This window comes from Tateyamaria omphalii (genome assembly GCF_014651375.1).
Classification (GTDB): domain Bacteria; phylum Pseudomonadota; class Alphaproteobacteria; order Rhodobacterales; family Rhodobacteraceae; genus Tateyamaria; species Tateyamaria omphalii.
In genome coordinates, this window is record NZ_BMWT01000006.1 from 40,922 (window position 1) to 63,485 (window position 22,564).

General features: G+C 57.9%; 30 protein-coding genes. 21 read left to right on the plus strand and 9 right to left on the minus strand.

Features of this window, described 5'->3' with window-relative positions:
- Positions 1-296 precede the first annotated feature (296 nt).
- The 4 genes from IE087_RS18595 to sucC form a co-directional block, all read right to left on the minus strand.
- A complete protein-coding gene (locus tag IE087_RS18595) occupies positions 297-722 on the minus strand; it encodes a hypothetical protein (RefSeq protein WP_229801458.1) in 426 nt (141 codons plus the stop codon).
- Between the two features lie 62 nt (positions 723-784).
- A complete protein-coding gene (locus IE087_RS18600; protein ID WP_189370890.1) occupies positions 785-1,498 on the minus strand; it encodes a hypothetical protein in 714 nt (237 codons plus the stop codon).
- Positions 1,495-1,935 (minus strand): hypothetical protein, encoded by a 441-nt coding sequence (locus tag IE087_RS18605; RefSeq protein ID WP_189370891.1) that lies wholly within the window; start codon positions 1,933-1,935, stop codon positions 1,495-1,497. The genes IE087_RS18600 and IE087_RS18605 overlap by 4 nt, the downstream gene beginning before the upstream one ends.
- Before the next feature lie 59 nt (positions 1,936-1,994).
- On the minus strand, positions 1,995-3,188 hold the full coding sequence (gene sucC, locus IE087_RS18610) for an ADP-forming succinate--CoA ligase subunit beta (protein WP_189370892.1): 1,194 nt from the start codon (positions 3,186-3,188) through the stop codon (positions 1,995-1,997).
- A 230-nt stretch (positions 3,189-3,418) separates the two neighbouring features.
- Here sucC and IE087_RS18615 point away from each other — a divergent pair, with 230 nt between their 5' ends.
- Positions 3,419-4,396 (plus strand): glycosyltransferase family 2 protein, encoded by a 978-nt coding sequence (locus IE087_RS18615; RefSeq protein ID WP_189370893.1) that lies wholly within the window; start codon positions 3,419-3,421, stop codon positions 4,394-4,396.
- Here the strand turns inward: IE087_RS18615 and IE087_RS18620 are convergent.
- Both IE087_RS18620 and mdh read right to left on the minus strand, forming a co-directional pair.
- Positions 4,393-5,196, minus strand: a complete 804-nt coding sequence (locus IE087_RS18620; protein ID WP_189370894.1) for an adenylate/guanylate cyclase domain-containing protein — start codon at positions 5,194-5,196, stop codon at positions 4,393-4,395. The two genes, IE087_RS18615 and IE087_RS18620, sit on opposite strands and share 4 nt — an antisense overlap.
- A gap of 71 nt (positions 5,197-5,267) precedes the next feature.
- Positions 5,268-6,230 carry a malate dehydrogenase gene (mdh, locus tag IE087_RS18625; RefSeq protein WP_189370895.1) on the minus strand — a complete coding sequence of 321 codons (963 nt, stop codon included), beginning with the start codon at positions 6,228-6,230 and terminating at the stop codon, positions 5,268-5,270.
- A 168-nt stretch (positions 6,231-6,398) separates the two neighbouring features.
- Here mdh and IE087_RS18630 point away from each other — a divergent pair, with 168 nt between their 5' ends.
- Together IE087_RS18630 and IE087_RS18635 are read left to right on the plus strand one after the other, a co-directional pair.
- Positions 6,399-7,151, plus strand: coding sequence for a sulfite exporter TauE/SafE family protein (locus IE087_RS18630; protein WP_189370896.1), 753 nt, complete (start codon positions 6,399-6,401; stop codon positions 7,149-7,151).
- On the plus strand, positions 7,148-7,582 hold the full coding sequence (locus IE087_RS18635) for a GNAT family N-acetyltransferase (RefSeq protein ID WP_189370897.1): 435 nt from the start codon (positions 7,148-7,150) through the stop codon (positions 7,580-7,582). Before IE087_RS18630 ends, IE087_RS18635 begins: the two co-directional genes overlap by 4 nt.
- A gap of 143 nt (positions 7,583-7,725) precedes the next feature.
- On the opposite strand, the gene IE087_RS18640 is transcribed toward IE087_RS18635, so the two are convergent.
- On the minus strand, positions 7,726-8,043 hold the full coding sequence (locus tag IE087_RS18640; protein WP_189370898.1) for a hypothetical protein: 318 nt from the start codon (positions 8,041-8,043) through the stop codon (positions 7,726-7,728).
- Positions 8,044-8,395: 352 nt separating this feature from the next.
- On the opposite strand from IE087_RS18640, the gene IE087_RS18645 reads away from it, so the two are divergent.
- The 16 genes from IE087_RS18645 to IE087_RS18720 all read left to right on the plus strand — a co-directional run bounded on the left by IE087_RS18645 (position 8,396) and on the right by IE087_RS18720 (position 20,598).
- Positions 8,396-9,250 carry an HpcH/HpaI aldolase/citrate lyase family protein gene (locus IE087_RS18645; protein ID WP_189370899.1) on the plus strand — a complete coding sequence of 285 codons (855 nt, stop codon included), beginning with the start codon at positions 8,396-8,398 and terminating at the stop codon, positions 9,248-9,250.
- 3 nt (positions 9,251-9,253) lie between these two features.
- Positions 9,254-9,808: an NnrU family protein gene (locus tag IE087_RS18650; RefSeq protein ID WP_189370900.1), complete on the plus strand. Its 555-nt coding sequence runs from the start codon at positions 9,254-9,256 to the stop codon at positions 9,806-9,808.
- Between the two features lie 4 nt (positions 9,809-9,812).
- Complete coding sequence (locus tag IE087_RS18655) at positions 9,813-10,016, plus strand: DUF1737 domain-containing protein (RefSeq protein ID WP_189370901.1); 204 nt, start codon at positions 9,813-9,815, stop codon at positions 10,014-10,016.
- Complete coding sequence (locus tag IE087_RS18660) at positions 10,016-11,047, plus strand: MaoC family dehydratase (protein ID WP_189370902.1); 1,032 nt, start codon at positions 10,016-10,018, stop codon at positions 11,045-11,047. The genes IE087_RS18655 and IE087_RS18660 overlap by 1 nt, the downstream gene beginning before the upstream one ends.
- 76 nt (positions 11,048-11,123) lie before the next feature.
- Positions 11,124-11,834 (plus strand): DUF4344 domain-containing metallopeptidase, encoded by a 711-nt coding sequence (locus IE087_RS18665; protein WP_189370903.1) that lies wholly within the window; start codon positions 11,124-11,126, stop codon positions 11,832-11,834.
- Between the two features lie 50 nt (positions 11,835-11,884).
- A complete protein-coding gene (locus IE087_RS18670; RefSeq protein ID WP_189370904.1) occupies positions 11,885-12,544 on the plus strand; it encodes a DUF1194 domain-containing protein in 660 nt (219 codons plus the stop codon).
- Positions 12,545-12,695: 151 nt separating this feature from the next.
- Positions 12,696-13,079, plus strand: a complete 384-nt coding sequence (sdhC, locus tag IE087_RS18675) for a succinate dehydrogenase, cytochrome b556 subunit (RefSeq protein WP_189370905.1) — start codon at positions 12,696-12,698, stop codon at positions 13,077-13,079.
- A 13-nt stretch (positions 13,080-13,092) separates the two neighbouring features.
- On the plus strand, positions 13,093-13,464 hold the full coding sequence (gene sdhD / locus IE087_RS18680) for a succinate dehydrogenase, hydrophobic membrane anchor protein (RefSeq protein WP_189370906.1): 372 nt from the start codon (positions 13,093-13,095) through the stop codon (positions 13,462-13,464).
- A 51-nt stretch (positions 13,465-13,515) separates the two neighbouring features.
- Positions 13,516-15,321, plus strand: coding sequence for a succinate dehydrogenase flavoprotein subunit (gene sdhA / locus IE087_RS18685; protein WP_189370907.1), 1,806 nt, complete (start codon positions 13,516-13,518; stop codon positions 15,319-15,321).
- A gap of 7 nt (positions 15,322-15,328) precedes the next feature.
- A complete protein-coding gene (locus IE087_RS18690; RefSeq protein WP_189370908.1) occupies positions 15,329-16,156 on the plus strand; it encodes a hypothetical protein in 828 nt (275 codons plus the stop codon).
- Positions 16,153-16,482, plus strand: coding sequence for a hypothetical protein (locus IE087_RS18695; RefSeq protein WP_189370909.1), 330 nt, complete (start codon positions 16,153-16,155; stop codon positions 16,480-16,482). The genes IE087_RS18690 and IE087_RS18695 overlap by 4 nt, the downstream gene beginning before the upstream one ends.
- A gap of 4 nt (positions 16,483-16,486) precedes the next feature.
- Complete coding sequence (locus IE087_RS18700; protein ID WP_189370910.1) at positions 16,487-17,308, plus strand: hypothetical protein; 822 nt, start codon at positions 16,487-16,489, stop codon at positions 17,306-17,308.
- 1 nt (position 17,309) lies between these two features.
- Entirely contained in the window at positions 17,310-18,089 is a 780-nt protein-coding gene (locus IE087_RS18705) for a succinate dehydrogenase iron-sulfur subunit (RefSeq protein ID WP_189370911.1), read from the plus strand.
- Between the two features lie 5 nt (positions 18,090-18,094).
- Positions 18,095-18,808: a ZIP family metal transporter gene (locus IE087_RS18710; protein ID WP_189370912.1), complete on the plus strand. Its 714-nt coding sequence runs from the start codon at positions 18,095-18,097 to the stop codon at positions 18,806-18,808.
- Positions 18,809-19,010: 202 nt separating this feature from the next.
- Entirely contained in the window at positions 19,011-19,697 is a 687-nt protein-coding gene (locus tag IE087_RS18715; protein ID WP_189370913.1) for an aquaporin, read from the plus strand.
- A gap of 58 nt (positions 19,698-19,755) precedes the next feature.
- Complete coding sequence (locus IE087_RS18720; protein ID WP_189370914.1) at positions 19,756-20,598, plus strand: urea carboxylase-associated family protein; 843 nt, start codon at positions 19,756-19,758, stop codon at positions 20,596-20,598.
- A gap of 135 nt (positions 20,599-20,733) precedes the next feature.
- Here the strand turns inward: IE087_RS18720 and deoD are convergent, their stop codons facing one another.
- Together deoD and IE087_RS18730 are read right to left on the minus strand one after the other, a co-directional pair.
- Complete coding sequence (gene deoD / locus IE087_RS18725) at positions 20,734-21,438, minus strand: purine-nucleoside phosphorylase (protein ID WP_189370915.1); 705 nt, start codon at positions 21,436-21,438, stop codon at positions 20,734-20,736.
- Positions 21,439-21,597: 159 nt separating this feature from the next.
- On the minus strand, positions 21,598-21,900 hold the full coding sequence (locus IE087_RS18730) for an H-NS histone family protein (protein WP_229801459.1): 303 nt from the start codon (positions 21,898-21,900) through the stop codon (positions 21,598-21,600).
- A gap of 215 nt (positions 21,901-22,115) precedes the next feature.
- Between IE087_RS18730 and IE087_RS18735 the strand changes: the two genes are divergently transcribed.
- Together IE087_RS18735 and IE087_RS18740 are read left to right on the plus strand one after the other, a co-directional pair.
- Positions 22,116-22,253 (plus strand): hypothetical protein, encoded by a 138-nt coding sequence (locus tag IE087_RS18735; protein ID WP_189370917.1) that lies wholly within the window; start codon positions 22,116-22,118, stop codon positions 22,251-22,253.
- Complete coding sequence (locus IE087_RS18740; protein WP_189370918.1) at positions 22,246-22,503, plus strand: RebB family R body protein; 258 nt, start codon at positions 22,246-22,248, stop codon at positions 22,501-22,503. The genes IE087_RS18735 and IE087_RS18740 overlap by 8 nt, the downstream gene beginning before the upstream one ends.
- Positions 22,504-22,564: the final 61 nt, after the last annotated feature.

Below are 22,564 nucleotides of genomic sequence, written 5' to 3' on the forward strand. Positions count from 1 at the left end.
GTCATTGTTAAACCAGGTGTTCGTGCATTCATGTTTCAGCTTGTGAACAAGCTTCTGCTTTTTGCGCATTGAACGGATCGCGGGACTGAGCTCAGTCGAACCTTTGTTCGTCTGTTGATTCTCGGCATGGGTATTTTCCCAGGCGAAATCCTCCTTCAGCGCAACATAGTCCAAGGGATTGCGCAGATAGGTTAGATGACAGCTAACACAGCGCGCAACAACCCATGGGGTCGGAGAGTAATCTGCCCACGGGGTCGCCTCTGGCGTGGCGTAGCTGGGGTAGGGGCGCAGGTCCGTCATTCGGGTAGCCCCATACCTGCAGGAAGCCTATCCACCGCGATAAAGGTTTGGTTGTCTTGTGTGCCGATATGGACGACGGCCACACGTTCAAGCAGCAGTTCGCGGGCTTGAATGTAAACGGTCCCAGGCTCGGGCCCATAAGGCTGAGGCAGGGGAATAGCGACGCCAAAGATCGGTGGCGTAGCCATCTTGGCCTGAACCGCGGACATCGCTGCCTGCGCGTGATCGCCGTGAAAACGCACTTCGCATCGGCGTTCCGCGTGATCAGGTGTTCCCGGCGCGGGTTCAAGGGATTTATCCCAGAATACCAGCTCGAAGGGTAAGGGGGCCCCAGCGACGCGTTCCATATTGATTTGTGCGCGCGCAACTGTTTGGCCAGCCTTGAAGCAGTAGGACACAAACGCATCAATCGCAGGATGCATCCCGGCGGCCGCTGGCAAGGCCAAACCGCACAGACACAAAGCGCCAAGGATATGACGTGCGCCTAGCGCCATACAATCCACACTCCGGTGAGTTTCTGACCCAGGACATTCGTGCGGGTCACCATTTTCAGTCTTGTTCCTTCCGGAGCGCCGGAAATGGTCCATTCCTGTTGTGCATCTCCGGTAGCTGCCACGCGCGTCAATGCGTAGCCCGCATCTGTCACGGTATTGACCAGCGTTTGCGCCATTTGGGCTTGGTCCTGACGACGCACGGAAATACTGCATTGGAAGATATTGGAGCGTCCGGCGCCAAGGGCGACGCTCATGAAAATGTCGCCTCGTCGCTGGCCGGATAGAAAGTAGTTTCGCCCAGCTTCATTGGGCACGACCCCGAAATCGCGTCGGCTGACCTGATCGAAGCGTTGTTCAACGCCTGTCATGTCCGGCAAAGATGCGACACAGGTATCGGTAAAGGCCTGTGCAGCCAATGCGATGGTTCCACTCGGTTCTGCGCGATCGGGGATTGCCGGCTGTGCGACGGGCGTTGCGGCAGCAGTGCTGCGGCCGGACACAACGGACCGGATTTCCGAGGTGGCTATGTCGCGTTCTGACGGCACGCGCGGCGCATTGCCCTGACGTTGCTCGAGCCATACTGCGGTCGAGGCCAATCCAACTGGGGGCATAGCGGACTGCACCGGAATGTCAGGACGCCGTTCACTGCTGCAAGCGGCTACTAGGGTCAAAGTTGATAGCAACAGCAAGGTTTTGCGCATCATTTTTCCTCCAAGGGAAAGACAGCAAGAACCGCCCGCCCGCCACGCGCCGGATCAACCGTCACACGCCCTTTGCGTCCAGATTGGACAAAATCAACAGACAGCCGAACGCCATGGCGCTCAGCCGTCGTGACTGCAATACCCAACTGCCCGATGCTGCGCTGAAGCTGGTCGGCCACTCCGATGGATTTCAAGTCGTCACGTGACACCAAGGAACACGACTTGATCTCTCTGTTGCCGCTCCGGTTGGGAGCCAATGCGCCGTAGTTTGGGTGATCCCATATACCACGTTCTTTCTTTACAAAGCCATTTGCAGACAAGCGTTGTTCGATCTGGGTATGTGCCGGGAAACCGGAGATGCAGATGTCGTTGAACACCTTGATCATCTCCGCCTCCGAAGGCTGGGCAAGGGTGCTGCCGGACCACAGTACGGCGAACACACATGTCGCAAACCGGACTGAATTTCGTCTCAACACCGTACCCGTTCCTCAGTACCAGATCAGCCCTTGACCGCTTTCACGATCTTTTGGGCACCATCCTTCAGGTCGTCGGCTGCAATCACGTCCAGACCGGAATTGTTGATGATGTCCTTGCCCTGTTGAACGTTCGTGCCTTCGAGGCGAACTACCAGAGGCACTTGCAGGCCGACTTCTTTCACCGCGGCAACAACACCTTCGGCGATCACATCACAACGCATGATGCCACCAAAGATGTTGACCAGAATGCCTTTGACGTTCGGGTCGGATGTAATGATCTTGAAGGCTTCAGTCACCTTCTCCTTGGTTGCGCCGCCGCCCACATCAAGGAAGTTGGCTGGCTCGGCGCCGTACAGCTTGATAATGTCCATGGTCGCCATGGCAAGGCCCGCGCCATTCACCATGCAGCCGATCTCACCATCGAGCGCGATGTAATTCAGGTCGTATTTGGAAGCGGCCAGTTCTTTTGGGTCTTCCTCGGTTTCGTCACGCAGCTCGTTCACGTCAGCGTGGCGATAGATGGCATTCCCATCAAAGGATACCTTTGCGTCGAGTACCTTCAAATCACCACTGTCAGTCACTATCAGCGGGTTGATTTCGAGCATCTCCATGTCCTTCTCGACGAAGGCTTTGTACAGCAGCCCCATCAGGCCAACGCACTGCTTGATCTGCTTGCCTTCGAGGCCCAGCATGAAGGCGACGCGACGGCCATGGTAGGCTTGGTAGCCGGTGGCCGGATCAACGCTGAAACTCAGGATTTTCTCTGGGGTCTCTGCCGCGACCTCCTCGATGTCCATTCCGCCTTCGGTTGAACAGACAAATGATACGCGGCTGGTGACACGGTCGACAAGCAAGGCAAGATACATCTCTGTTTCGATGCCGGAACCGTCTTCTATATAGATGCGGTTGACCTGTTTACCGGCGGGTCCGGTTTGGTGTGTCACCAGTGTCCGGCCCAGCATCTTCTTGGCTTCTTCGGCGGCTTCCTCGACCGAATTGGTCAGACGCACACCGCCTTTGTCGCCTGCGTCGGCCTCTTTGAATTTACCTTTGCCGCGTCCACCGGCATGGATTTGCGCCTTGACCACCCACATGGGCCCGTCCAGTGCGCCCGCTGCCGTTTTCGCTTCCTCAGCTCTGAGAACGACGCGGCCGTCCGAAACCGGAGCCCCGTAGCTGCGCAGAAGGGCTTTGGCCTGGTATTCATGGATGTTCATGGCGGTTTGATCCCGTATAGATACGTCAACGTTGGGCCTATACGACCAACACTGAACGGCGCGTAAACGGAAAATATGTCGCAGCGGCGGATTTGTGCGCTAAAATCCAACATTTGTGATCACTGCAATAAATCGTGTGATCACAAAAATGAAACGGAGAGGGAATCAGACGATTGGGTCCGCAAAACCTGATAAAACCTGCGGAAAACGGTGTGCGGTGGGGCGTGGTGATGACGGTCAAGGAACCGGCGGCCCTGGTTCTCACGAACGTCCTTTGGCATCTGCATACCGGTGCATCCGCGGTTTTTGTCTTTTTCGATGACCCGCATGACCCTGCAGTTAACGTGGTGCAGGCTGTTCCTGGCTGCAATGTTCAGGTGTGCGACCAGATGTATTGGCGCAAGCGCAGGCCCAACCACGGTCGCCCGCATATGCAGATGCGTCGACAGACGATCAACGCGAATGTGGCGCATAACAGGTGCGCGCTTGACTGGTTGTTTCACGTCGATGCGGATGAATTTATCTGGCAGGACGGCGATTTCGCGGGCGAGCTGGAGGCGCACCAGAACCCGGAGGTTGAGCTAAACATTCCTGTCCTTGAGCGCATTTTTCCCAAAGCGGGTCAGGCAAATCTTTTCGATGGTCTGTTCCGTGTAACGTCCGACCTCAAGGAGGAGGCAGCGCGCGACGCCTTCGGGCTTTTCACAGGATTTATGAAACGCGGACAGTATTCGCATGGTGCTGGCAAAAGCGGCATACGCGTTGGCGGGGGGTTAAGGCTTGGCGTGCACAATGCAACCGTGCCTGGGCGGGAGAAATGGAATCGGGCGCCAAAGCAGATATCTCGAACGGCTCGGCTGCTGCACTTCGACGGGATCACACCGCTACACGGCATTCTGAAAATACTGCGGCATTTACGTACTCCACCCAATGCGCGCAACACCATCCCGCAGGCGCACAGACAGGCCCAGGTCGACTGGATGCTGGAGCGGAGTGAAACGGTGACTGACGGCGTGGCCGCCCACCATATGCTTTTTGCATTGACCGAGGATCGGCAGGCACGGCTGCAACGACATGGCTTGCTTTGCAAAGTTCCGTTTGACCCGGCCTCGACGATTGGCGCAGAGGCACCCGATCTCAGCCCCTCTGAGTTCGACGCGGATGTTGTCCGCCGATACCCGTGGTTGCGTAATCTGATCGAAGCCTAGGGCGTTGCAACGTCGGCCTGACTGTTTCGATAGGTGCGCCACTTGTTATAGAGGATATACAACAGTGCAGCCTCGGGAATAGCTGTGACTAGAAATGGCAAACCGGTTGCAAAGTCCAAGATCACAAGTCCACCGATTGCCCCGAGAATGCGGTTTCGGTCCTTCTTGAACTTTGTATGGGTTCCTGTCTCGTCATCTTGTGCCGCATCATCCGAAGCTGGCGCAAACGCCTTCGCGCCCATGACCTTCGGACCGAGGTTGTCGAGGTGCCGTGGCGCAGTCACCCCGTCTGCGACGACCGCGTAGACAGCAACTTCTTCCGCTAGGTGTCGCGGCGTCGCAGGACCAAGTGGGCGCAATTCGACCTTTTGCAATTTGCCGTGCGCGTGATCGAAAACATGTTGCGAGATCAGAATACCGCCCACGTCAGCCATCTCTTGCAAGCGTGCGGCCAGGTTCACGCCATCTCCCAAAAGATCTGTACCTTCAATGATGACGTCGCCCAGGTGAATGCCCAGCCGAAATGGCAGTAGATCGGTCCGCGCGTTCAAGGTGCGTTGCACTTCTACTGCGCATCTGACTGCTCCGATGACAGACGGAAAATCGGCGATCAGTCCATCGCCAGAGGTGTTGGCAATGCGTCCTCCACACTCAGCGACGGACCGATCTATGACGTCGCGCGTTGCACGGAGTGCACGCACAGTACCTTCCTCGTCCAGACTCATCCTACCAGAGTAATTGGCCGCGTCCGCCGCCAGAATGGTGGTCAGCTTTCGTTCGATGGGACGCGATTGGGACATGTGAACCATATAAACATAAAAAGGGCCGGATGCGACGGCATCCGGCCCTTAAATTCATCGCCGCGGCAAATTTACGCGAGGCTGTCGTCGATGCCCTTGCAGGCTTCCATCAGGCCTTGAACGGCTTTGACCGAGATGTCGAACATCTCTTGCTCTTCCTTGTTAAGCTTGATGTTCACGATCCGCTCGATCCCACCAGCGCCAATCACCGTGGGCACGCCCACATACATGCCTTTCAGGCCGAAATCACCGTCGCAATGGGCTGCACAGGGCAGCACGCGTTTTTGGTCTTTCAGGTAGGCTTCGGCCATTTCGATGCCCGCGGTTGCAGGTGCATAGAAAGCGGAACCGGTTTTCAGCAGGCCGACAATCTCGGCACCGCCATCACGGGTGCGTTGCACGATGGCGTCCAGTTTTTCTTGCGTGGTCCAACCCATCTTGACTAGGTCGGGTAGGGGGATGCCTGCAACCGTCGAATAGCGCACCGAAGGCACCATCGTGTCACCGTGGCCGCCCAGCACAAAGGCTGTAACGTCTTTCATCGACACATCGAACTCGTCAGCAAGGAAATGGCGAAAGCGGGCGCTATCCAGAACACCGGCCATGCCGCAGACTTTGTTGGCGGGTAGGCCTGAGAACTTCTGCAACGCCCAAACCATCGCATCAAGCGGATTGGTGATGCAGATGACAAAGGCGTCGGGCGCGTTGGCGGCAATGCCTTCACCAACTGATTTCATAACCTTGAGGTTAATGCCTAAAAGATCATCGCGGCTCATGCCCGGTTTGCGAGGAACACCAGCCGTCACGATGCAAACATCTGCACCGGCGATGTCAGCATAGGACTGCGTGCCTTTCAATTTGGCATCGAAGCCTTCCGATGGACCAGACTCCGCGATGTCGAGGGCTTTGCCCTCGGGTGTGCCTTCCGCAATGTCAAACAGGACAACGTCGCCCAGCTCTTTCAAAGCTGCGAGGTGGGCAAGTGTCCCGCCGATTTGACCGGCGCCTATCAGGGCAATCTTGGGTCTGGCCATGGGTGAAAATCTCCGCAGTAGGGGTTTTTGCTGGCGCGGTGCCTAGCGCGAGAATGGGGGGTGCGCAAGTGTGCCGCACTGCAGCGTGCCTTGGTGCACTTGCTGGTGAATATCACGTTGGCACGCTAAGGGTGCGCCATAACGGGTTTTTTAAAGGGTCGTGCGGGCGTGAACCTTGATCTGTGGTTTTTTGCAATCGCTGCACCGGCAGTGGTCTTTGCGGGCATTTCCAAGGGAGGTTTCGGGTCTGGCGCGTCCTTTGCATCAGCGTCGATTCTGGCGCTGGTGATCGAACCGGGTATGGCGCTGGGCGTTGTTTTACCTTTGCTCATGCTGATCGATGCCGCAACCCTCAAGCCGTACTGGGGCAAGTGGGATTGGCGTGTGTCAGCCTTGATGATTGCGGGTGGGCTACCCGGAGTTGCGCTGGGCGCGCTGTTGTACTCACGTACAGAGCCGGACGTGTTCCGAGTGCTGATCGGCGTCATCTCGGTCGGCTTTGTCATCTGGCAAGTCGGGCGCAACCGCGGCTGGATCAGAACTGCGTCGCGCGCTTTGCCTGCATGGGTCGGCGCAGGGACGGGCACCGTTGCCGGGTTCACCAGTTTTGTCAGCCACGCGGGCGGACCGCCCGCGGCCGTTTACCTGCTGTCATTGCGCCCGTCCAAGACAGAGTATCAGGCCAACACCGTCCTGATCTTTACTGCGATCAATATCTTCAAATTTGTGCCTTACGCCTTTCTGGGCATGTTCACGGCGCAGACAGCAATCGCAAACATCGCGTTGGCACCCTTTGCGCTGCTGGGAGCCTGGCTTGGTGTCCGTGCGCATCACCTTGTGCCCGAACGTGCTTTCTTTTTGTTGACCTATGTGCTGCTGGTGATGACTGGCACAAAGCTGATCTGGGATGGCCTGACATGACTACGCGGACCCTGACAGTCGGCGATAGAGACCAAGCCATGAAGTTGTATCGGCATCTTGTTGGAGAACAGCCCCTTGCATTGGGCTCGGCCTTTGCCGCGTTGGTGGACCACCCGGGCACATCGGTTTGGGGTGCCTTTTTATCGGATCATCTGGTTGCGATGGCAACGCTCCACGTTTTGCCCAACATGACACAAGGTGGCCGTCCCTACGCATTGATAGAAAATGTGGTCACGCACGAAACGCATCGCGGAACCGGGCAAGGGCGACAGGTGATGGAGGCGGCGATTGCGGCTGCGTGGGCGGTGGACTGCTATAAAATTATGTTGCTGACCGGGCGCACGGCAGAGGCACGAGGCTTCTACGAAAAACTGGGCTTCGGCGCAGACGAGAAATGGGGGATGACCATCCGCCGCGGTCCTGTGCGTTGAAGGTAATGGCGGATCATGATCCGCCTTACGATGGGTCGGGCTAGTATGGTGTCTGGTCCGGGCAATGCAAAGGCGCACGGGGGTGCGCCTTACTGAGAATTGTCAGATGATTGTAAGGCGGATGTGTCGCCCGCCGCGCCGGTTCACGCGTCGCTGCCCTTGGCTGGCAAGGCTTCGGCGAGCGTTTCATAGGCCTGGCCGCTCGCAACAAGGCAGGTCATTCCATTGGGCGTTGTCACCGTGATCGTCCAAGACCCACTTTCATCCGAGGCAAAAACCTCGATCACCGAGTTATTGGCACCAAGACCCATGGACTGGCGCGTTTCGCCGTAGCCTTCGGCCAGGCGGCTCACCACCACATCGCGGGGTCCGCAATTGCGGGCCTGCTGGGCTTGCGCCGCATTCGCCATTGCCGCAAGCACCAGAACGCCCGCTGTCATCACATTCATCATCCGTGTCATCACGTTCAGCCTTTCACAAAGGAAGGCGTCACCTCTGGTCATCTGGCCCAGCCGGAACCCCGGCGATGACCGGGCAGCCCCGGTTCACATCTGATCCCATCGCCCACTCCGTGAAGTGTTCAGCGGCCCTGCCGAAACGGTCCTCCCAGAGCGATCGGAATAGGAACAGACTGCGGATCGAGGTTTGAATAGTGGTTAACGCACCGTGCGCAGTTGTTCTCAATTTGATGGAACGGCCTGTAAACAAGGGTACGGAGTAGAATTTTCTGCAATGCAGCAAAATTGACCTTGAACTATCTGGTAAAAAATGCCCCTTTCCGCGCAACTTTATGACTCGCAAGGAATCCATCCCATGGCCCTCGACCGTCCCCTTCGCTCCGTTCTGTACATTCCCGGTTCGAAACCTCGGGCTTTGGACAAGGCGCGCGGATTGCCGGTGGATGCGATCATCTTCGATCTCGAAGATGCCGTATCGCTGGAGGAAAAGGAAAGCGCGCGGGCCACATTGGCCAAGGCGCTGGCTCAGGGCGGCTACGGCGCACGGCTGAAGATCATACGGATCAACGGCTTTGACACCGCGTGGGGGCGGGATGATGCGCAGGCAGCCAAGGATATGGGCGCCGACGCAGTCTTGTTGCCCAAGGTCTCCTCGCCCGCCGATCTGGATGCGCTGGCCGAGATCATTGGGGACATCCCTCTGTGGGCGATGATGGAAACGCCACTGGGCATGATCAATGCGCCCGCCATCGCGGCACATCCATTGCTGCAGGGCATGGTCATGGGTACCAATGATCTGGCCAAGGAGTTGCAAACACGCTTCCGGCCGGATCGTCTGCCGCTGCAATCCGGGTTGGGTCTTTGCTTGTTGGCCGCCAAGGCGCATGGGTGTGCCATCGTCGACGGCGTTTACAATGCTTTCAAGGATGACGAAGGCCTGCAGGCCGAATGCGAACAGGGCCGAGATATGGGTTTTGACGGCAAGACGCTGATTCACCCCGCGCAGGTTGACATCACCAATGCTGCATTCTCACCGTCCGAGGACGAAATTGACCTGGCCCGCCGTCAGATCGCTGCTTTTGAAGAGGTGGAAGCATCCGGTCAGGGTGTGGCGGTTGTGGATGGACGGATCGTTGAGAATCTGCACATCGTGACTGCACGCGAGATACTGGCCAAGGCCGACGCTATCGCGGAGATGGCAAAGGGATAAGCGATGTATTGGATTGTATTGATTGCGGGTGTGGCGCTGTGGTGGGCGGCGCACCTGTTCAAGCGGGTTGCACCCGCACGGCGGGCGTCCATGGGGGATCCCGGCAAGGGCATTGTCGCCCTGGCGGTGGCCGGGTCCATTGTGCTGATGGTCATAGGCTATCGGGGCGTGGCCTTTGTCCATGTCTGGCTGCCGCCCGAGTTCATGGTCCACATTAACAACCTGCTTATGCTGATCGCGATCTACCTGCTCAGCCCGGCACCCAAGCGCGGCAAGCTGGTGTCTGGCATGCGCCATCCCATGTTGACCGGGTTCAGCCTCTGGGCCATCGCGCATTTGCTGGTGAATGGGGATGCCGCGTCGATGCTGCTCTTTGGCGGGTTACTGATTTGGGCTGTTGCGTCAGCACGTATCATCAATGCAGCCGAACCCGGCTGGCAGCGCGGGCCGGAAGGCACGTTGGCCAAGGACGCGATGTTCCTCGTCGGATCGGTTGTTCTGCTGGGCGTGATCGGCTGGGTCCACAACTGGCTGGGTGTCTGGCCATTCCCGGGGTAAATCCATGAAATTGTACCGCTTTCTGTCCGAAGAGGACACGTCCGCTTTTTGCCACAAGGTTACTGCGGCCTTGAATGCCGGGTGGGACCTGCATGGCTCACCAACCCAGACATGGGATCACGCGGCGGGGATCATGCGGTGCGGACAGGCCGTCGTGAAAGACGTCCCGGGGGACTACACCCCGGATATCAAGTTGGGAGAGCAGTGATGGCCAAGACCAATGCAGGCCGGTTTTTCGAAGACTACAGTGTCGGTGACGTCCTGACCCATGCTGTGCCGCGGACGGTTGGCGCAGGAGAGCGGGCGCTCTATCACGCGCTTTATCCTGCACGTCATGCTCTCTATTCTTCGGATACATTTGCGCAAGGCTGCGGTCTGGCAGCCTCTCCACTGGATGACATGATTGCCTTTCACACGGTTTTTGGCAAAACCGTTCCGGATGTGTCACTGAATGCGGTTGCCAATCTGGGCTATGCCGAAGGTCGGTGGCTCAAACCGGTCTGGCCGGGTGGCACGCTCACCTCGCAATCCGAGGTGATCGGGGTCAAGCAGAACTCGAACGGCAAGTCCGGCGTTGTCTATGTGCGGACGACCGGGCGGAACCAGCGGGATGAAGCGGTGCTGGAATATGTGCGCTGGGTGATGGTGCGAAAAGGCGATCTTGATGCGCCCGCGCCTGAGACTGTCATCCCTGAGCTGGACAAGGTTGTCCCCGCGGGGACACTCGCGGTGCCCGAGGGATTGAGCTTTGCAAACTACAACTTCGATCTGGCGGGCGAACCCCACCGGTGGGGGGACTACGAGATTGGCGAACAGATCGATCATGTGGACGGCGTGACGATCGAAGAAGCCGAACATATGATGGCGACCCGCCTTTGGCAGAACACGGCCAAGGTGCATTTTGATACCTCTGCACGCCCCGACGGGACACGGCTGATCTATGGCGGCCATGTGATTTCGATGGCGCGGGCACTGTCATTCAACGGCTTGGCCAATGCGCAGATGGTTGTGGGTCTGAACGCCGGGGCACACGCCAACCCCTGCCTGGCGGGTGATACGGTCCGCGCTTGGTCCGAGGTGCTGGACAAGGCCGAAACCTCGGTCCCAGGAGTTGGTGCAATCCGTTTGCGGTTGGTCGCAACGAAGGGCGGCGCGCCATTCCAGTTGCGGGGCGAGGACGGCAAGTATCTGCCGGAGGTCTTGCTTGATCTCGACTACTGGGCCTTGATGCCCATGTAGGGAGGGATGTCTGGGTGACGCGCGTCTGACGACGACGCCCCACCCGCCATCCCGCAGGACGTGAAGGATAGACACCATGCTGCGATATGTTTTGCCGTTCCTGTTTGTGCCGGGCATGGCCGTTGCGGATGAAGAGCGTGAGGCCTTTGTCGAGGCCAATCTTCTGGGTGTCTTCTATCATGAACTGGGACACGCACTGATCGACATTCTGGCCCTGCCGGTCTTTGGACAGGAGGAGGACGCGGCGGATGTCGCCTCCATCCTGTTGATCGATGGATTCTACGAGGAAGAAGCGGCGCAGGCGCTGGCCTATGACGCCGCCTTTGGCTTTCTTGGAGAGGCCGCTGCCGCCGCAGATATCGCGTATTGGGACACGCATGGGCCGGACGAGCAACGTTTCTACAACACGGTATGCCTGTTCTACGGTGCCAATCCCGAAGCACGCGAGGATTTTGCGATTGACCTCGGGTTGCCGCCAGAGCGCGCCGAAACCTGCCCGGATGAATTTGCGCTGGCGCTCGACAGCTGGGGCCCGGCCTTTGATGAAATCGCGGGTCAGGGCAATACGATCCAGTTCGACCACGGTGGGCATGCCCTGCTGACCACGGACCTGATGCAGGCTGAAATCGCTGCACTGAACGACGATTTCGACCTGCCCGTTACGCTGACTGTCCGGGTTGAGGAATGCGGCGAGGCCAATGCGTTTTATGACCTTGGGACCACCGAAATCATCATGTGTACCGAGTTCGAAGGCCATCTGCGCACGCTTTACGACGCGCTCGAATGACGATGCGTTTGTGAAGTGCACTGTATAACGGGACGCGCTAGGCTTCTGTCATGTGGCGCTTGGTTTTGATCTGTCTGGCATGGGCGTCGCCAGCGCGTGCGTGCGAGCTGGCGCTGCTTCTGGCTGTGGATGTGTCGGGGTCAGTCGATGCCGATGAATACCGTATCCAGATGGACGGCGTGGCCCATGCGTTGCGGGACGGGATCGTGGCGGATGCCCTGATTGCGCAAAGCGCGCAGGTCAGCCTTGTACAATGGACGGGTGCGTCGCGACAGCGTCAGACCGTGCCATGGACCGAAATCCAGACCTACCAGGACGTGCTGGCCCTCGCTGATCGGATCGAAGGCGACGCGCGCGTCTGGCGGAATTATTCAACCGCCATTGGTGAAGCGCTTGCCGTATCGCGTGCCGCCTTTGCCCCGGTGGCGTATTGCCAGCGCAAGGTGATCGACGTGTCCGGTGATGGCGTCTCGAACGAAGGGGTGGAGCCTGCGACGCAGCGCAAAGTTCTGATGCGGGAAAACATCACCGTGAATGCCATCGCGATTGAGACGGACGACACGGATTTGACAGCCTATTTCTTTGAAAATCTGATCACGGGGCCGGGTGCCTTCGTCGTGACAGCGCGGGGATTCGAGGACTACCCCGAGCAGATCAAACGCAAGCTGCAACGCGAGACGACAAAACAGGTGACTTATTCTGCACAGTGACCAAACTTGTGATCACACGCATTTCAACCGTGATCACGTTTGCGCAGAATCCTGCAAATGCGCCAAAAAACCGCGCCAATTGTGAAGGCGTCGCGCGTGACATGGCCGTAAAAAGAGGTATCAAGAAGCAACCGACCACAAAGGATGCACAATGGCAGACGTCAACCGGGGCAACCGCCCACTTTCGCCGCACCTGCAAATCTATCGACCACAATGGACATCGATGTCTTCGATCATGGTGCGCATCACCGGCATTGGGTGCCTCATCGCCTCTGTGCTTGTGGTTGCATGGCTTTTGGCTGCGGCGTCGTCCGAAGCGGCATTTGCGGTCGTGGATGGGCTGTTGCGCAGTATTCTGGGTCAGTTGATCCTGATCGCCGCCATGTGGGGCATCTTTTATCATATGCTGGGTCGGCTCCGACACGTGTTGTGGGACTTTGGCTATTTTGTGCAGGTCCCGGTGTCGGAAGACATGGGCAAGGGCATGTTCATTCTTGCCACGTTGCTGACCATCTTTGTTGTCGTTGCAGTCTAGGAGAGGGGTCGAGATGCGTTATTTGACAGACCGTAAACGCGCCATGGGCCTTGGGTCCGGACGTGAAGGAACCCATCATCACTGGCAGATGATTGTCAGTTCCGTGCTTCTGTTGCCGCTGGTGCCGATCCTTGTCATCCTGTTTGCTTCAGCTCTTGGCGGCAGCCACGCCGAAGTTTTGGCGTTCTTCAGTCGCCCGATCCCGGCTATTCTGATGGGGCTGTCCCTAATCGTGATCGTGATTCATCTGATGCGTGAAGCGCACGCCGCGATCGAAGATTACGTGCATGGCACGGCAGGTAAGTTGACGTTAATCGCAACCACGGCATTTGCCTACACCATGATCGCGGCAGGCCTGTTCGCGATCGCGCGCATCGCGCTTTGAAATAACCAAGCGCGCTTCGCCAGCGCCGCTTTGAATCGATAGGAGGCCGAAATGGCTGCATATGATTACGAGACGCATGAATATGACGTCGTGGTCGTTGGTGCCGGTGGCGCTGGACTGCGGGCGACACTGGGCATGGCCGAACAAGGCTTGCGCACCGCTTGCGTGACAAAAGTGTTCCCGACACGCTCTCATACCGTTGCGGCTCAAGGCGGCATCGCGGCGTCCCTGTCCAACATGGGGCCCGACAACTGGCAGTGGCACATGTATGACACGGTCAAAGGGTCTGACTGGCTGGGTGACACGGACGCGATGGAATACCTCGCCCGCGAAGCGCCCAAGGCGGTTTACGAACTGGAACACTACGGCGTGCCGTTCTCGCGCACCGAAGAGGGCAAGATTTACCAGCGCCCGTTTGGCGGTCACACCACCGAATTTGGTGAAGGCCCCCCCGTACAGCGCACCTGTGCCGCCGCTGACCGGACCGGCCACGCGATCCTGCACACGCTTTATGGTCAAAGCCTCAAGAACAACGCGGAATTCTACATCGAATATTTCGCCATCGACCTGATCATGTCCGAAGATGGCGTGTGTCAGGGCGTACTGTGCTGGAAGTTGGATGATGGCACCATGCACCTGTTTGCGGCCAAGATGGTTGTGCTGGCGACAGGTGGTTACGGCCGCGCCTACTTCTCGGCCACATCGGCCCACACCTGCACCGGTGACGGTGGTGGTATGACAGCCCGTGCTGGCTTGCCCCTGCAGGACATGGAATTCGTGCAATTCCACCCCACCGGCATCTACGGCTCGGGCTGCTTGATCACCGAAGGTGCGCGGGGTGAGGGCGGCTACCTCACCAATTCCGAAGGTGAGCGCTTCATGGAACGCTACGCGCCGACATACAAAGACCTCGCATCGCGCGACGTGGTCAGCCGCTGCATGACCATGGAAATCCGCGAAGGGCGCGGCGTAGGCGCCGAGGGCGATCACATTCACCTGCACCTCAACCACCTGCCGCCGGAAACACTGGCCGAACGGCTGCCCGGTATCTCGGAAAGCGCGCGCATCTTCGCGGGCGTCGACCTGACCAAGGAACCGATCCCGGTCCTGCCCACCGTGCACTACAACATGGGCGGCATCCCCACGAACTACTGGGGTGAGGTTCTCGCACCAACCAAGGACAACCCCGACAACGTCTCGCCCGGCCTGATGGCAGTGGGTGAAGCGGGCTGTGCCTCAGTGCACGGTGCCAACCGTCTGGGTTCCAACTCGCTGATCGACCTCGTGGTGTTTGGTCGCGCCGCTGCCATCCGTGCTAAGGATGTGGTGGACGCGGAGGCACCTGTGCCCACGCCGAATAAACGCTCGATTGAGGCTGCGTTCAGCCGCTTCGACGGGCTGCGCTATGCCAAAGGCCACGTGCCCACAGCAGAACTGCGCCTTGAGATGCAACGCACCATGCAGCAGGACGCCGCCGTATTCCGCACGGACAAGACGTTGGCCGAGGGTGAGGAGAAGATGAAGGCCGTGGCCGAAAAGCAGAGCGATCTGCAAGTCACCGACACGTCACTTGTCTGGAATTCCGACTTGATGGAGACACTGGAGCTGACCAATCTCATGCCCAACGCGGTGGCTACCATTACCGCGGCCGCGGCACGTAAAGAAAGCCGCGGCGCCCACGCGCACGAAGACTACCCCGATCGTGATGACGAAAACTGGCGCAAGCACAGTCTTGTCTGGTTCAAAGGCAACGCGGCTTCGCTTGGCTACCGCGGCGTGCACCTGCAACCGCTGACCAGCCACAACGATGGTGGCATCGACCTCAAGAAAATCGCGCCCAAGGCGCGGGTCTACTAAGGTCAGTATGACCCAAGCGATGCGCAGTATGGACAATGTGGCACTCGTCCCCGGACGGGTGCTGCGCGTCTATGGCATGCGCCGCTCGGGCAACCACGCGCTGATCGATTGGATCATGCGGAACACCAGTGGCGGTGGGCTGTTTCTGAACAATTGCAAACCCGGCCGCGATCCGTTGCAAACAACACGTGCCGTCACAGCCTATCGCGATGGGACCGAGCTGGACTTGTCTGACCGGCAGGCCAAGATTGCAGCTGCAGGTGACGCGCCGACCGCACTTGTGTCCTACGAAGACCGCATGCCGCAGCTCGAGCGCAAGCCGCTCTACCGCGCGCCGGAAACATGCGTGATCATCTACCGCAGCTTCCTGCATTGGGCCGCGTCTCTGTTACGCAAGATTCAACGTAATCCGGGCTACGGGCCTGTGGAGCGGATGCGGGTGATGATGAATTCCATTGGCACCTATGGCGCGATGCTTGATCGGGTGCAGGACGATGACATTGTTCCTCTGCTTTTTGATCGCTGGACCGCGGATGACCGTTATCGGGCGGACATGGCGTCGCGGCTTGATCTACCGGGCCGAGATCTGGGCAAGGGCGCGGTGCAACGGTACGGAGGTGGGTCATCCTTTCAGGGCCAATCAGCCACTCCGGACACCCTTGCAACAGATCAACGTTCCGCCCAGATGGCAGATGACCTTGAATACCAGTTGATCTTGTGGACAGTCGCCCGCGATCCTCATTTCATCGCGCGGCTGGCCGAAGTGTTTCCCGAGGACGCGCAGCGCCTGTCCGATCTTCTGCGCACAGCCAAAGCCGAGGTAACCCTGCCATGATCCGTGCCGCTGCTCTCATCGCAATTATGACACTCACGGCCTGCGCTGAAGCCACGCAAGCCGTCGATGACGTGGCCCGTCGCAGTGCCAAGGCCGCCGTGGCCGAAACACTGGTCACCCGTTTCCCGGCTGTCCCGAAACAGGCGGTCACGCCGTTTACGGACTGCATCATCGACAATGCCTCAGCCCGTGAAATCGGTGAATTTGCAAAAGACGCGGTGATTGGCGTGTCTGAAACGACCGTCGCGTTGGTACGTTCTGTCCTTGAACGTTCGGAAACGCAGCAATGTGTCACCCGCGCCGGGTTGACCCTTCTGACAGGGTAACCCGATGACGGCGCGTTTGATCCTTCATATGGGACCGCACAAAACCGGCACGACGGCGCTGCAGGCTTTTTTGCGACGCAACGCCGATGTGCTTGGTCCCGATCTGCAGGTGGTTGTGCCGGGCAAGGGGGCAATCAGCCGTCCCATGGCGCAAGCGGCATGGCGGTTTGCGCTTGGGCTTGATGATCACGCGACGCTTGTTTCGGCGATTCAAGTCGCGCGGGATGCGCTTTTGGACATGCGGGCGGACACGATCTTGCTGAGTCACGAAAACCTGTGCGGCGCGATGATGGGAACCGGGCCGACCATGGAATTCTACCCACAGCTTCCAACACTGATGGACGCGCTGGATACACACCTTGCTCCGTTGCGGCCCGAATACGTGTTTTACACCCGCAGCATGGATCGCTGGACCGCCAGCGTTCACAATCAGGTGGTCAAGGCCAACCGCTATCCGCACGACTTGACGCGGTTCCGGGCCGAAATGGCGGGCGCGGACAGTTGGGATGAGTTGTCCGAGGCTACGACAAAACCCGGTCGAACAGTCACACTGTTCGCGCTCGAAGACGAAAAAGACACCACACGCCCCGGCACCCAACTGTTGCAACATGCCGGTTTGTCTGATGCACAGATCGCGGGTCTGACACCCGTCACCCGCCCCCGCAACGAAAGTCTGACGCCGGGCGCGCTCGAATTCATGCGCCTCGCCAATGCCTTGAAACTCTCGCGGCCTTCGCGCCGCGAAATCGCCCAAACGGTGGTAGAGAACCAATCCGTTTTCGACTCCCTGACCGATGTTCTCGCGGTCAGCAGAAAGGAACACTGACATGGTCCAACTGACGCTTCCCAAGAACTCTCGCATGACGACAGGCAAGACATGGCCCAAGCCCGAAGGGGCGACCAACGTGCGCAAGTTCAGCATCTACCGCTGGAACCCCGATGATGGAAAGAACCCGCAGGTCGACACCTATTTCGTCGACATGGACACCTGCGGCCCGATGATCCTGGACGCGCTGATCAAGATCAAGAACGAGATTGATCCAACCCTGACCTTCCGCCGCTCTTGCCGTGAAGGGATTTGTGGCTCCTGTGCGATGAACATCGACGGGATCAACACTCTGGCCTGCATCTATGGCATGGATGAGGTGAAGGGCGACGTCAAAATCTACCCGTTGCCGCACATGCCGGTGGTCAAGGATCTGATCCCGGACCTCACGCATTTTTACGCCCAGCACGCGTCGATCATGCCGTGGCTGGAAACCAAGACCAACCGCCCTGCGAAAGAATGGAAGCAATCCATTGAAGACCGTAAGAAACTGGATGGTTTGTATGAGTGCGTGATGTGCGCGTCTTGCTCGACAGCATGCCCAAGCTACTGGTGGAACGGCGACCGCTATCTCGGGCCAGCCGCGCTCTTGCATGCTTATCGTTGGATCATTGACAGCCGGGATGAGGCAACGGGTGAACGTTTGGATGACCTTGAGGATCCATTTAAACTGTATCGTTGCCACACGATCATGAACTGCGCCAAGACGTGCCCCAAGGGTCTGAACCCGGCTGAGGCAATTGCAAACATCAAGAAGATGATGGTCGAACGTACGGTCTGATACCGATGTCTGAAGAGCTTTGGCTTGCGATTGTTTTGACGACGCTGGCCGGGCTTTCGATCCCGATTGGTGCTGCACTTGCCGTGTGCCGCATACCGCTTCTGTCAAACGTGGCAGCCAGCGAGCTCAAGCACGGGATCGTCGCCTTTGGTGCTGGCGCTTTGCTTGCCGCCGTGGCGCTTGTGCTGGTGCCCGAGGGCACGGAACGATTGCGGCCCGGTTTGGCGTTGTTCTGGTTCGGCGCTGGCGCACTCGCATTTGCTTACATTGACCGGCTGCTCGCCGCGAGTGGCAGCAAGGCCGCACAGTTCCTTGCCATGATGATGGACTACCTTCCAGAAGCGATGGCGCTCGGCGCTCTGGTGACGGGTGATCTGAACGCAGCGGTTCTTGTGGCCCTTCTGATGGCGCTGCAGAATCTACCCGAAGGTTTCAACGCCATGGACGAATTGCGCCAGAACAGTCAGCGCGGCGCTTTGGCATTGCTTGGGTTGTTTGCGTTGATGGTACCCCTTGGGCCACTGGCCGCGATTGCGGGCATGTTGATCGACCCGAGCGGCACGGCAATCGGGGCGGTGATGATGCTGGCATCCGGTGGCATCCTCTACCTGATGTTTCAGGACATTGCTCCCAATATCCCATTGAAGAACACATGGGCGCCTCCGCTGGGTGCTGTGCTTGGTTTTCTTCTCGGACTGGCAGGTGATCTTTTGATCTAGGCGCGAAAGCCGTTGATCTTTCAGCATTGTTTGAGCCTGCCTGTGCGTCAGACAACGGCTAACGTTCTTGGCGCAATTGGTTCGAAACCCTGTGCGGCTATCCAGAATAGGGTGAAAAAGAACCTGATTTTCTCCGTGACCGCGGCTCGCTCCATGTCTCACATGACCCAATCAGCCAAGTCGGCATATGTGGGAGAACACCATGAAACGTCCAATTGCCGAATTCATCGGCACATTTACACTCGTCCTGTTTGGATGCGGCGCTGCGGTCATTGCGGGTGCCGATATCGGCCTAACAGGGATCAGCTTTGCCTTTGGTCTTGCGTTGATCGCGATGGCCTATGGCATTGGCCATGTTTCAGGCTGCCACATCAATCCTGCCGTGACGCTGGGCGTGGTTGCATCTGGGCGCATGAAACTGAATGAAGCGACGCCTTACATATTGGCGCAAGTCGCTGGTGGATTGGTGGGCGCGCTGGTCCTTTTGATCATCGCTTCGGGCAAGGCCGACTATTCGGTTGCAGAAAACGGGCTTGGCCAGAATGGCTGGGGTGCTGGGTACCTGGGGGAATACAATATGGGGAGCGCATTCATATTCGAGCTTGTGGCGACGTTCCTCTTTGTACTTATGATTCTTGGCGTGACCGGGCCCGGTGGCGCCGGGGCGCTTGCCGGTCTCTCGATTGGTTTGACGCTGGTGGTAATCCACCTCGTGGGCATCAATGTGACTGGCGTTTCGGTGAACCCGGCGCGGTCTTTTGGACCGGCCGTTTTTGTTGGTGGTGCGGCACTGGGGCAGCTTTGGCTATTTATTTTGGCACCGATTTTCGGTGGTGTTCTGGCCGGCATGCTGGTCAGAACTGGGTTGCTGGATCCGGAAGACGCGTAAGTGGTCTGGCCCTCGAAAACATAGCCAATTAGCATGGGTGTAACAGGAGGTTCCACCCATGCCCATACCCGACGACGCGGCCGCGCGGCGCGCCATTCAACCTGTCATTTGCTATCCGGTTGAAACCTTGCCAAAACCTGACTTGGCAACCTATTCTCGTGCCCGCGCTGGCATGACTAAAATCGGCGAAACACTCGCTCCGGCCAGGGACGCTGCGACCTTCGAAGTCCCGGCGGGTCATATTTTTCGCATCTCTTCCGTTGAGGGTCCGCAGGTAGGTGACCTGAACCTTTGGAACCTCAACGATCTGTCCGAGCGGTTCTATTCCGGTAAGACTCGCGCATTACACGGCACGCATGTGGATACGGGCGACCGTCTCTGGACCAGTTTTCCCACCCTGCGCCCGATGGCCACGATCATTCACGATACGCTGGATTGGTATGGGTTCGATGAATTTGGTGGCGGTGTTCATGACGTGATTGGCACGCGATGTGACCCCTATACGGGTAACCTTCTGCAAGGCGGCCAATACCACTATTGCTGTCATTCCAACCTCACTCGTGCGCTTTCCGATCACACTGGCCTTTCTCTGGCCGAGGCTGAGCCGCATGTGCATGACGTCATGAACGTCTTCATGTGTACTGGTTTCACGCACGACACGGGCCAATACTTCATGAAGGCCTCTCCGGTTCGCCCCGGTGATTACATTGATTTCTTTGCCGAGATTGACTTGTTGGGCGCGCTCAGCGCGTGTCCGGGTGGGGATTGCGGTTCTGAACACTCATCAGACACCGCGCCATGTTTCCCGCTCAAGATCGAGGTGTTTGCGCCTGCGGCAGGCACTCTTGATAGTTGGCAAAGCCCGCCGCCCAATGGGTATGATCGCAGCCATGGTCGCTGACGGCAATGTCATCTGTTGCTATTGGGTGGGGGCCATTGTGCATGCAAGGCCCCTGCCAACAATGACGGTGCGGTGCACCGGCGCATGCTTTGCTTTTGCTCTAAGAATTGGATGCTTTACGAAGCCCGTGATGCCTCAGGCAAACGCAGCTTCCAGCGCAATCTCCACCATGTCGCCAAACGTCTTCTCGCGGTCTTCGGATGGCAAAGCTTCACCGGTCTGCAAATGGTCGCTCACGGTCAACACGGCCAAAGCCCGACGACCATGGCGTGCAGCCAAAGTGTACAGCTCAGCCGCTTCCATTTCGACGGCTAGAATGCCATGTCGCACCATTTGTTCATCGAGGTCAGGACGCTCTGCATAGAACACGTCGGAGGAATAGATCCCGCCAACATGTGTTTTGGTGCCCTTGGCTTCAGATGCGCGTACGGCAGCCGAGAGCAGGCCATAGTCGGCGCATGGGGCATAGTTGATCTCTTTGAAAAAACCGGTTGAGGGCGAAGTGATGGTCGAGGACGTCATAGCAATGATCACGTCTCGAATTCCCACATGAGGCTGCATGCCACCGCATGACCCAATACGGATCAATGTCTGCGCGCCATATGTGGTGATCAACTCGTTGGCATAGATTGACAGGGATGGCATGCCCATGCCCGACCCCTGTATGGTAACACGGTTGCCGTTCCACGTCCCGGTAAAGCCCAGCATGCCGCGGACTTCATTGACCAATTCTGCGTTTTCCAGAAACGTTTCTGCTGCCCATTTGGCGCGATAAGGGTCGCCTGGCATCAGCACGGTTTCAGCAATCTGGTCCGGTGCGGCACCGATATGAACGGTCATGGTCAACTCCTTCGTGTGAGAACAAACGTTGCAGTATCCGCTTTCAGCAGAAAGGAGAATAGCAGGCGGAACGACAGAGCCGATTTGTGCGCGCTCGAAACAAAAAAGGCCACGCTCTTTCTGTAAAAAGAACGTGGCCCGGATTTAAACGGCGCGCGGTCAGATTTTCATCTTTTCGGCATCCGTGCCAGCTTCGACAGCTGCCTTGAACCAGTTTGGTTGACGCCCTTTACCTGTCCAGGTCTGCGCAGGGTTGTCAGGGTTCATGTATTTCGGTTGAGCACTCGAGACTTTCGCACTTCCCCGCCCAGATTTTTTACTCGTTAGCTCGTCCAGCGAAAAACCATACTCGGCTGCTGCCTTTTGAGCGGCTGCCAAAGCATCTTGCCGCTCGGACTTGTGACGCTGCACAATTGCCTCGTCTATGTCAGCGCGCAATGCTTCCAGTTCCTTGCGGCTCATCTTGTCGAGTTTGATTGCCATTGTTTGATCCGTTCGTTTTGACATTTTTAACTCTATTTGGTGAAAGCACTGGAAAATCAAGAGCCTGACTGATCGTATTTGTGTCAGAAGCGGGGACTTGCTCGCTATGCGCGTTTCTTTCGACTGTCAGTGGAAAAATGCCTTGGTGAATCCGAGTGGGCTGAATTGGGCTTCCCGCGACGGAGGAGACGCCCATGGCAATCGATATGGACAAAGCCATTGAGGCTGTAGACGAGATCGCCAAAACCTATTCGGATTTGGCGCAATTGGTGTCGGTGCCGCTATTGGACGCAACAGCGGCCCAACACAAGTTCAGCGGGAAACATGATTGAAATCGCGAAACGGGCGCGCGCATTGTCCAGAAAGATTGATCCTGTTTGGGTCGGCGTGATGGACGCGCGTGAAAAGAAGTGTGGTATAGCGGATAAAACAGCACTGAATGATCAAGCCTCGAACACCACAACTCAAGCTAAAGTCAAGTTCTCGGCCGAGGCGCCGTCGATCGCCATCGTAACCCTGGATACGGTGGCTTCTCACGCGGCCGGAGTGCTTCTGAGCAATGGAACTCGTGCACAAAGCTAAAGCGCTATCGCATTGCGGGCGGTCACGACTACAAGCCCTGCCTTTCTATTGAACGAGGCTG

Excerpts from the sequence above, each read along its gene's own strand:
- IE087_RS18595 (WP_229801458.1), bottom strand. The coding sequence starts at position 722 with ATGCATCCTGCGATTGATGCGTTTGTGTCCTACTGCTTCAAGGCTGGC.
- IE087_RS18600 (WP_189370890.1), bottom strand. The coding sequence starts at position 1,498 with ATGATGCGCAAAACCTTGCTGTTGCTATCAACTTTGACCCTAGTAGCC.
- sucC (WP_189370892.1), bottom strand. The coding sequence starts at position 3,188 with ATGAACATCCATGAATACCAGGCCAAAGCCCTTCTGCGCAGCTACGGG.
- IE087_RS18615 (WP_189370893.1), top strand. The coding sequence starts at position 3,419 with ATGACGGTCAAGGAACCGGCGGCCCTGGTTCTCACGAACGTCCTTTGG.
- IE087_RS18620 (WP_189370894.1), bottom strand. The coding sequence starts at position 5,196 with ATGTCCCAATCGCGTCCCATCGAACGAAAGCTGACCACCATTCTGGCG.
- mdh (WP_189370895.1), bottom strand. The coding sequence starts at position 6,230 with ATGGCCAGACCCAAGATTGCCCTGATAGGCGCCGGTCAAATCGGCGGG.
- IE087_RS18635 (WP_189370897.1), top strand. The coding sequence starts at position 7,148 with ATGACTACGCGGACCCTGACAGTCGGCGATAGAGACCAAGCCATGAAG.
- IE087_RS18640 (WP_189370898.1), bottom strand. The coding sequence starts at position 8,043 with ATGACACGGATGATGAATGTGATGACAGCGGGCGTTCTGGTGCTTGCG.
- IE087_RS18645 (WP_189370899.1), top strand. The coding sequence starts at position 8,396 with ATGGCCCTCGACCGTCCCCTTCGCTCCGTTCTGTACATTCCCGGTTCG.
- IE087_RS18650 (WP_189370900.1), top strand. The coding sequence starts at position 9,254 with ATGTATTGGATTGTATTGATTGCGGGTGTGGCGCTGTGGTGGGCGGCG.
- IE087_RS18655 (WP_189370901.1), top strand. The coding sequence starts at position 9,813 with ATGAAATTGTACCGCTTTCTGTCCGAAGAGGACACGTCCGCTTTTTGC.
- IE087_RS18660 (WP_189370902.1), top strand. The coding sequence starts at position 10,016 with ATGGCCAAGACCAATGCAGGCCGGTTTTTCGAAGACTACAGTGTCGGT.
- IE087_RS18665 (WP_189370903.1), top strand. The coding sequence starts at position 11,124 with ATGCTGCGATATGTTTTGCCGTTCCTGTTTGTGCCGGGCATGGCCGTT.
- IE087_RS18670 (WP_189370904.1), top strand. The coding sequence starts at position 11,885 with ATGTGGCGCTTGGTTTTGATCTGTCTGGCATGGGCGTCGCCAGCGCGT.
- sdhC (WP_189370905.1), top strand. The coding sequence starts at position 12,696 with ATGGCAGACGTCAACCGGGGCAACCGCCCACTTTCGCCGCACCTGCAA.
- sdhD (WP_189370906.1), top strand. The coding sequence starts at position 13,093 with ATGCGTTATTTGACAGACCGTAAACGCGCCATGGGCCTTGGGTCCGGA.
- sdhA (WP_189370907.1), top strand. The coding sequence starts at position 13,516 with ATGGCTGCATATGATTACGAGACGCATGAATATGACGTCGTGGTCGTT.
- IE087_RS18690 (WP_189370908.1), top strand. The coding sequence starts at position 15,329 with ATGACCCAAGCGATGCGCAGTATGGACAATGTGGCACTCGTCCCCGGA.
- IE087_RS18695 (WP_189370909.1), top strand. The coding sequence starts at position 16,153 with ATGATCCGTGCCGCTGCTCTCATCGCAATTATGACACTCACGGCCTGC.
- IE087_RS18700 (WP_189370910.1), top strand. The coding sequence starts at position 16,487 with ATGACGGCGCGTTTGATCCTTCATATGGGACCGCACAAAACCGGCACG.
- IE087_RS18705 (WP_189370911.1), top strand. The coding sequence starts at position 17,310 with ATGGTCCAACTGACGCTTCCCAAGAACTCTCGCATGACGACAGGCAAG.
- IE087_RS18710 (WP_189370912.1), top strand. The coding sequence starts at position 18,095 with ATGTCTGAAGAGCTTTGGCTTGCGATTGTTTTGACGACGCTGGCCGGG.
- IE087_RS18715 (WP_189370913.1), top strand. The coding sequence starts at position 19,011 with ATGAAACGTCCAATTGCCGAATTCATCGGCACATTTACACTCGTCCTG.
- IE087_RS18720 (WP_189370914.1), top strand. The coding sequence starts at position 19,756 with ATGCCCATACCCGACGACGCGGCCGCGCGGCGCGCCATTCAACCTGTC.
- deoD (WP_189370915.1), bottom strand. The coding sequence starts at position 21,438 with ATGACCGTTCATATCGGTGCCGCACCGGACCAGATTGCTGAAACCGTG.
- IE087_RS18730 (WP_229801459.1), bottom strand. The coding sequence starts at position 21,900 with ATGAGCCGCAAGGAACTGGAAGCATTGCGCGCTGACATAGACGAGGCA.
- IE087_RS18735 (WP_189370917.1), top strand. The coding sequence starts at position 22,116 with ATGGCAATCGATATGGACAAAGCCATTGAGGCTGTAGACGAGATCGCC.
- IE087_RS18740 (WP_189370918.1), top strand. The coding sequence starts at position 22,246 with ATGATTGAAATCGCGAAACGGGCGCGCGCATTGTCCAGAAAGATTGAT.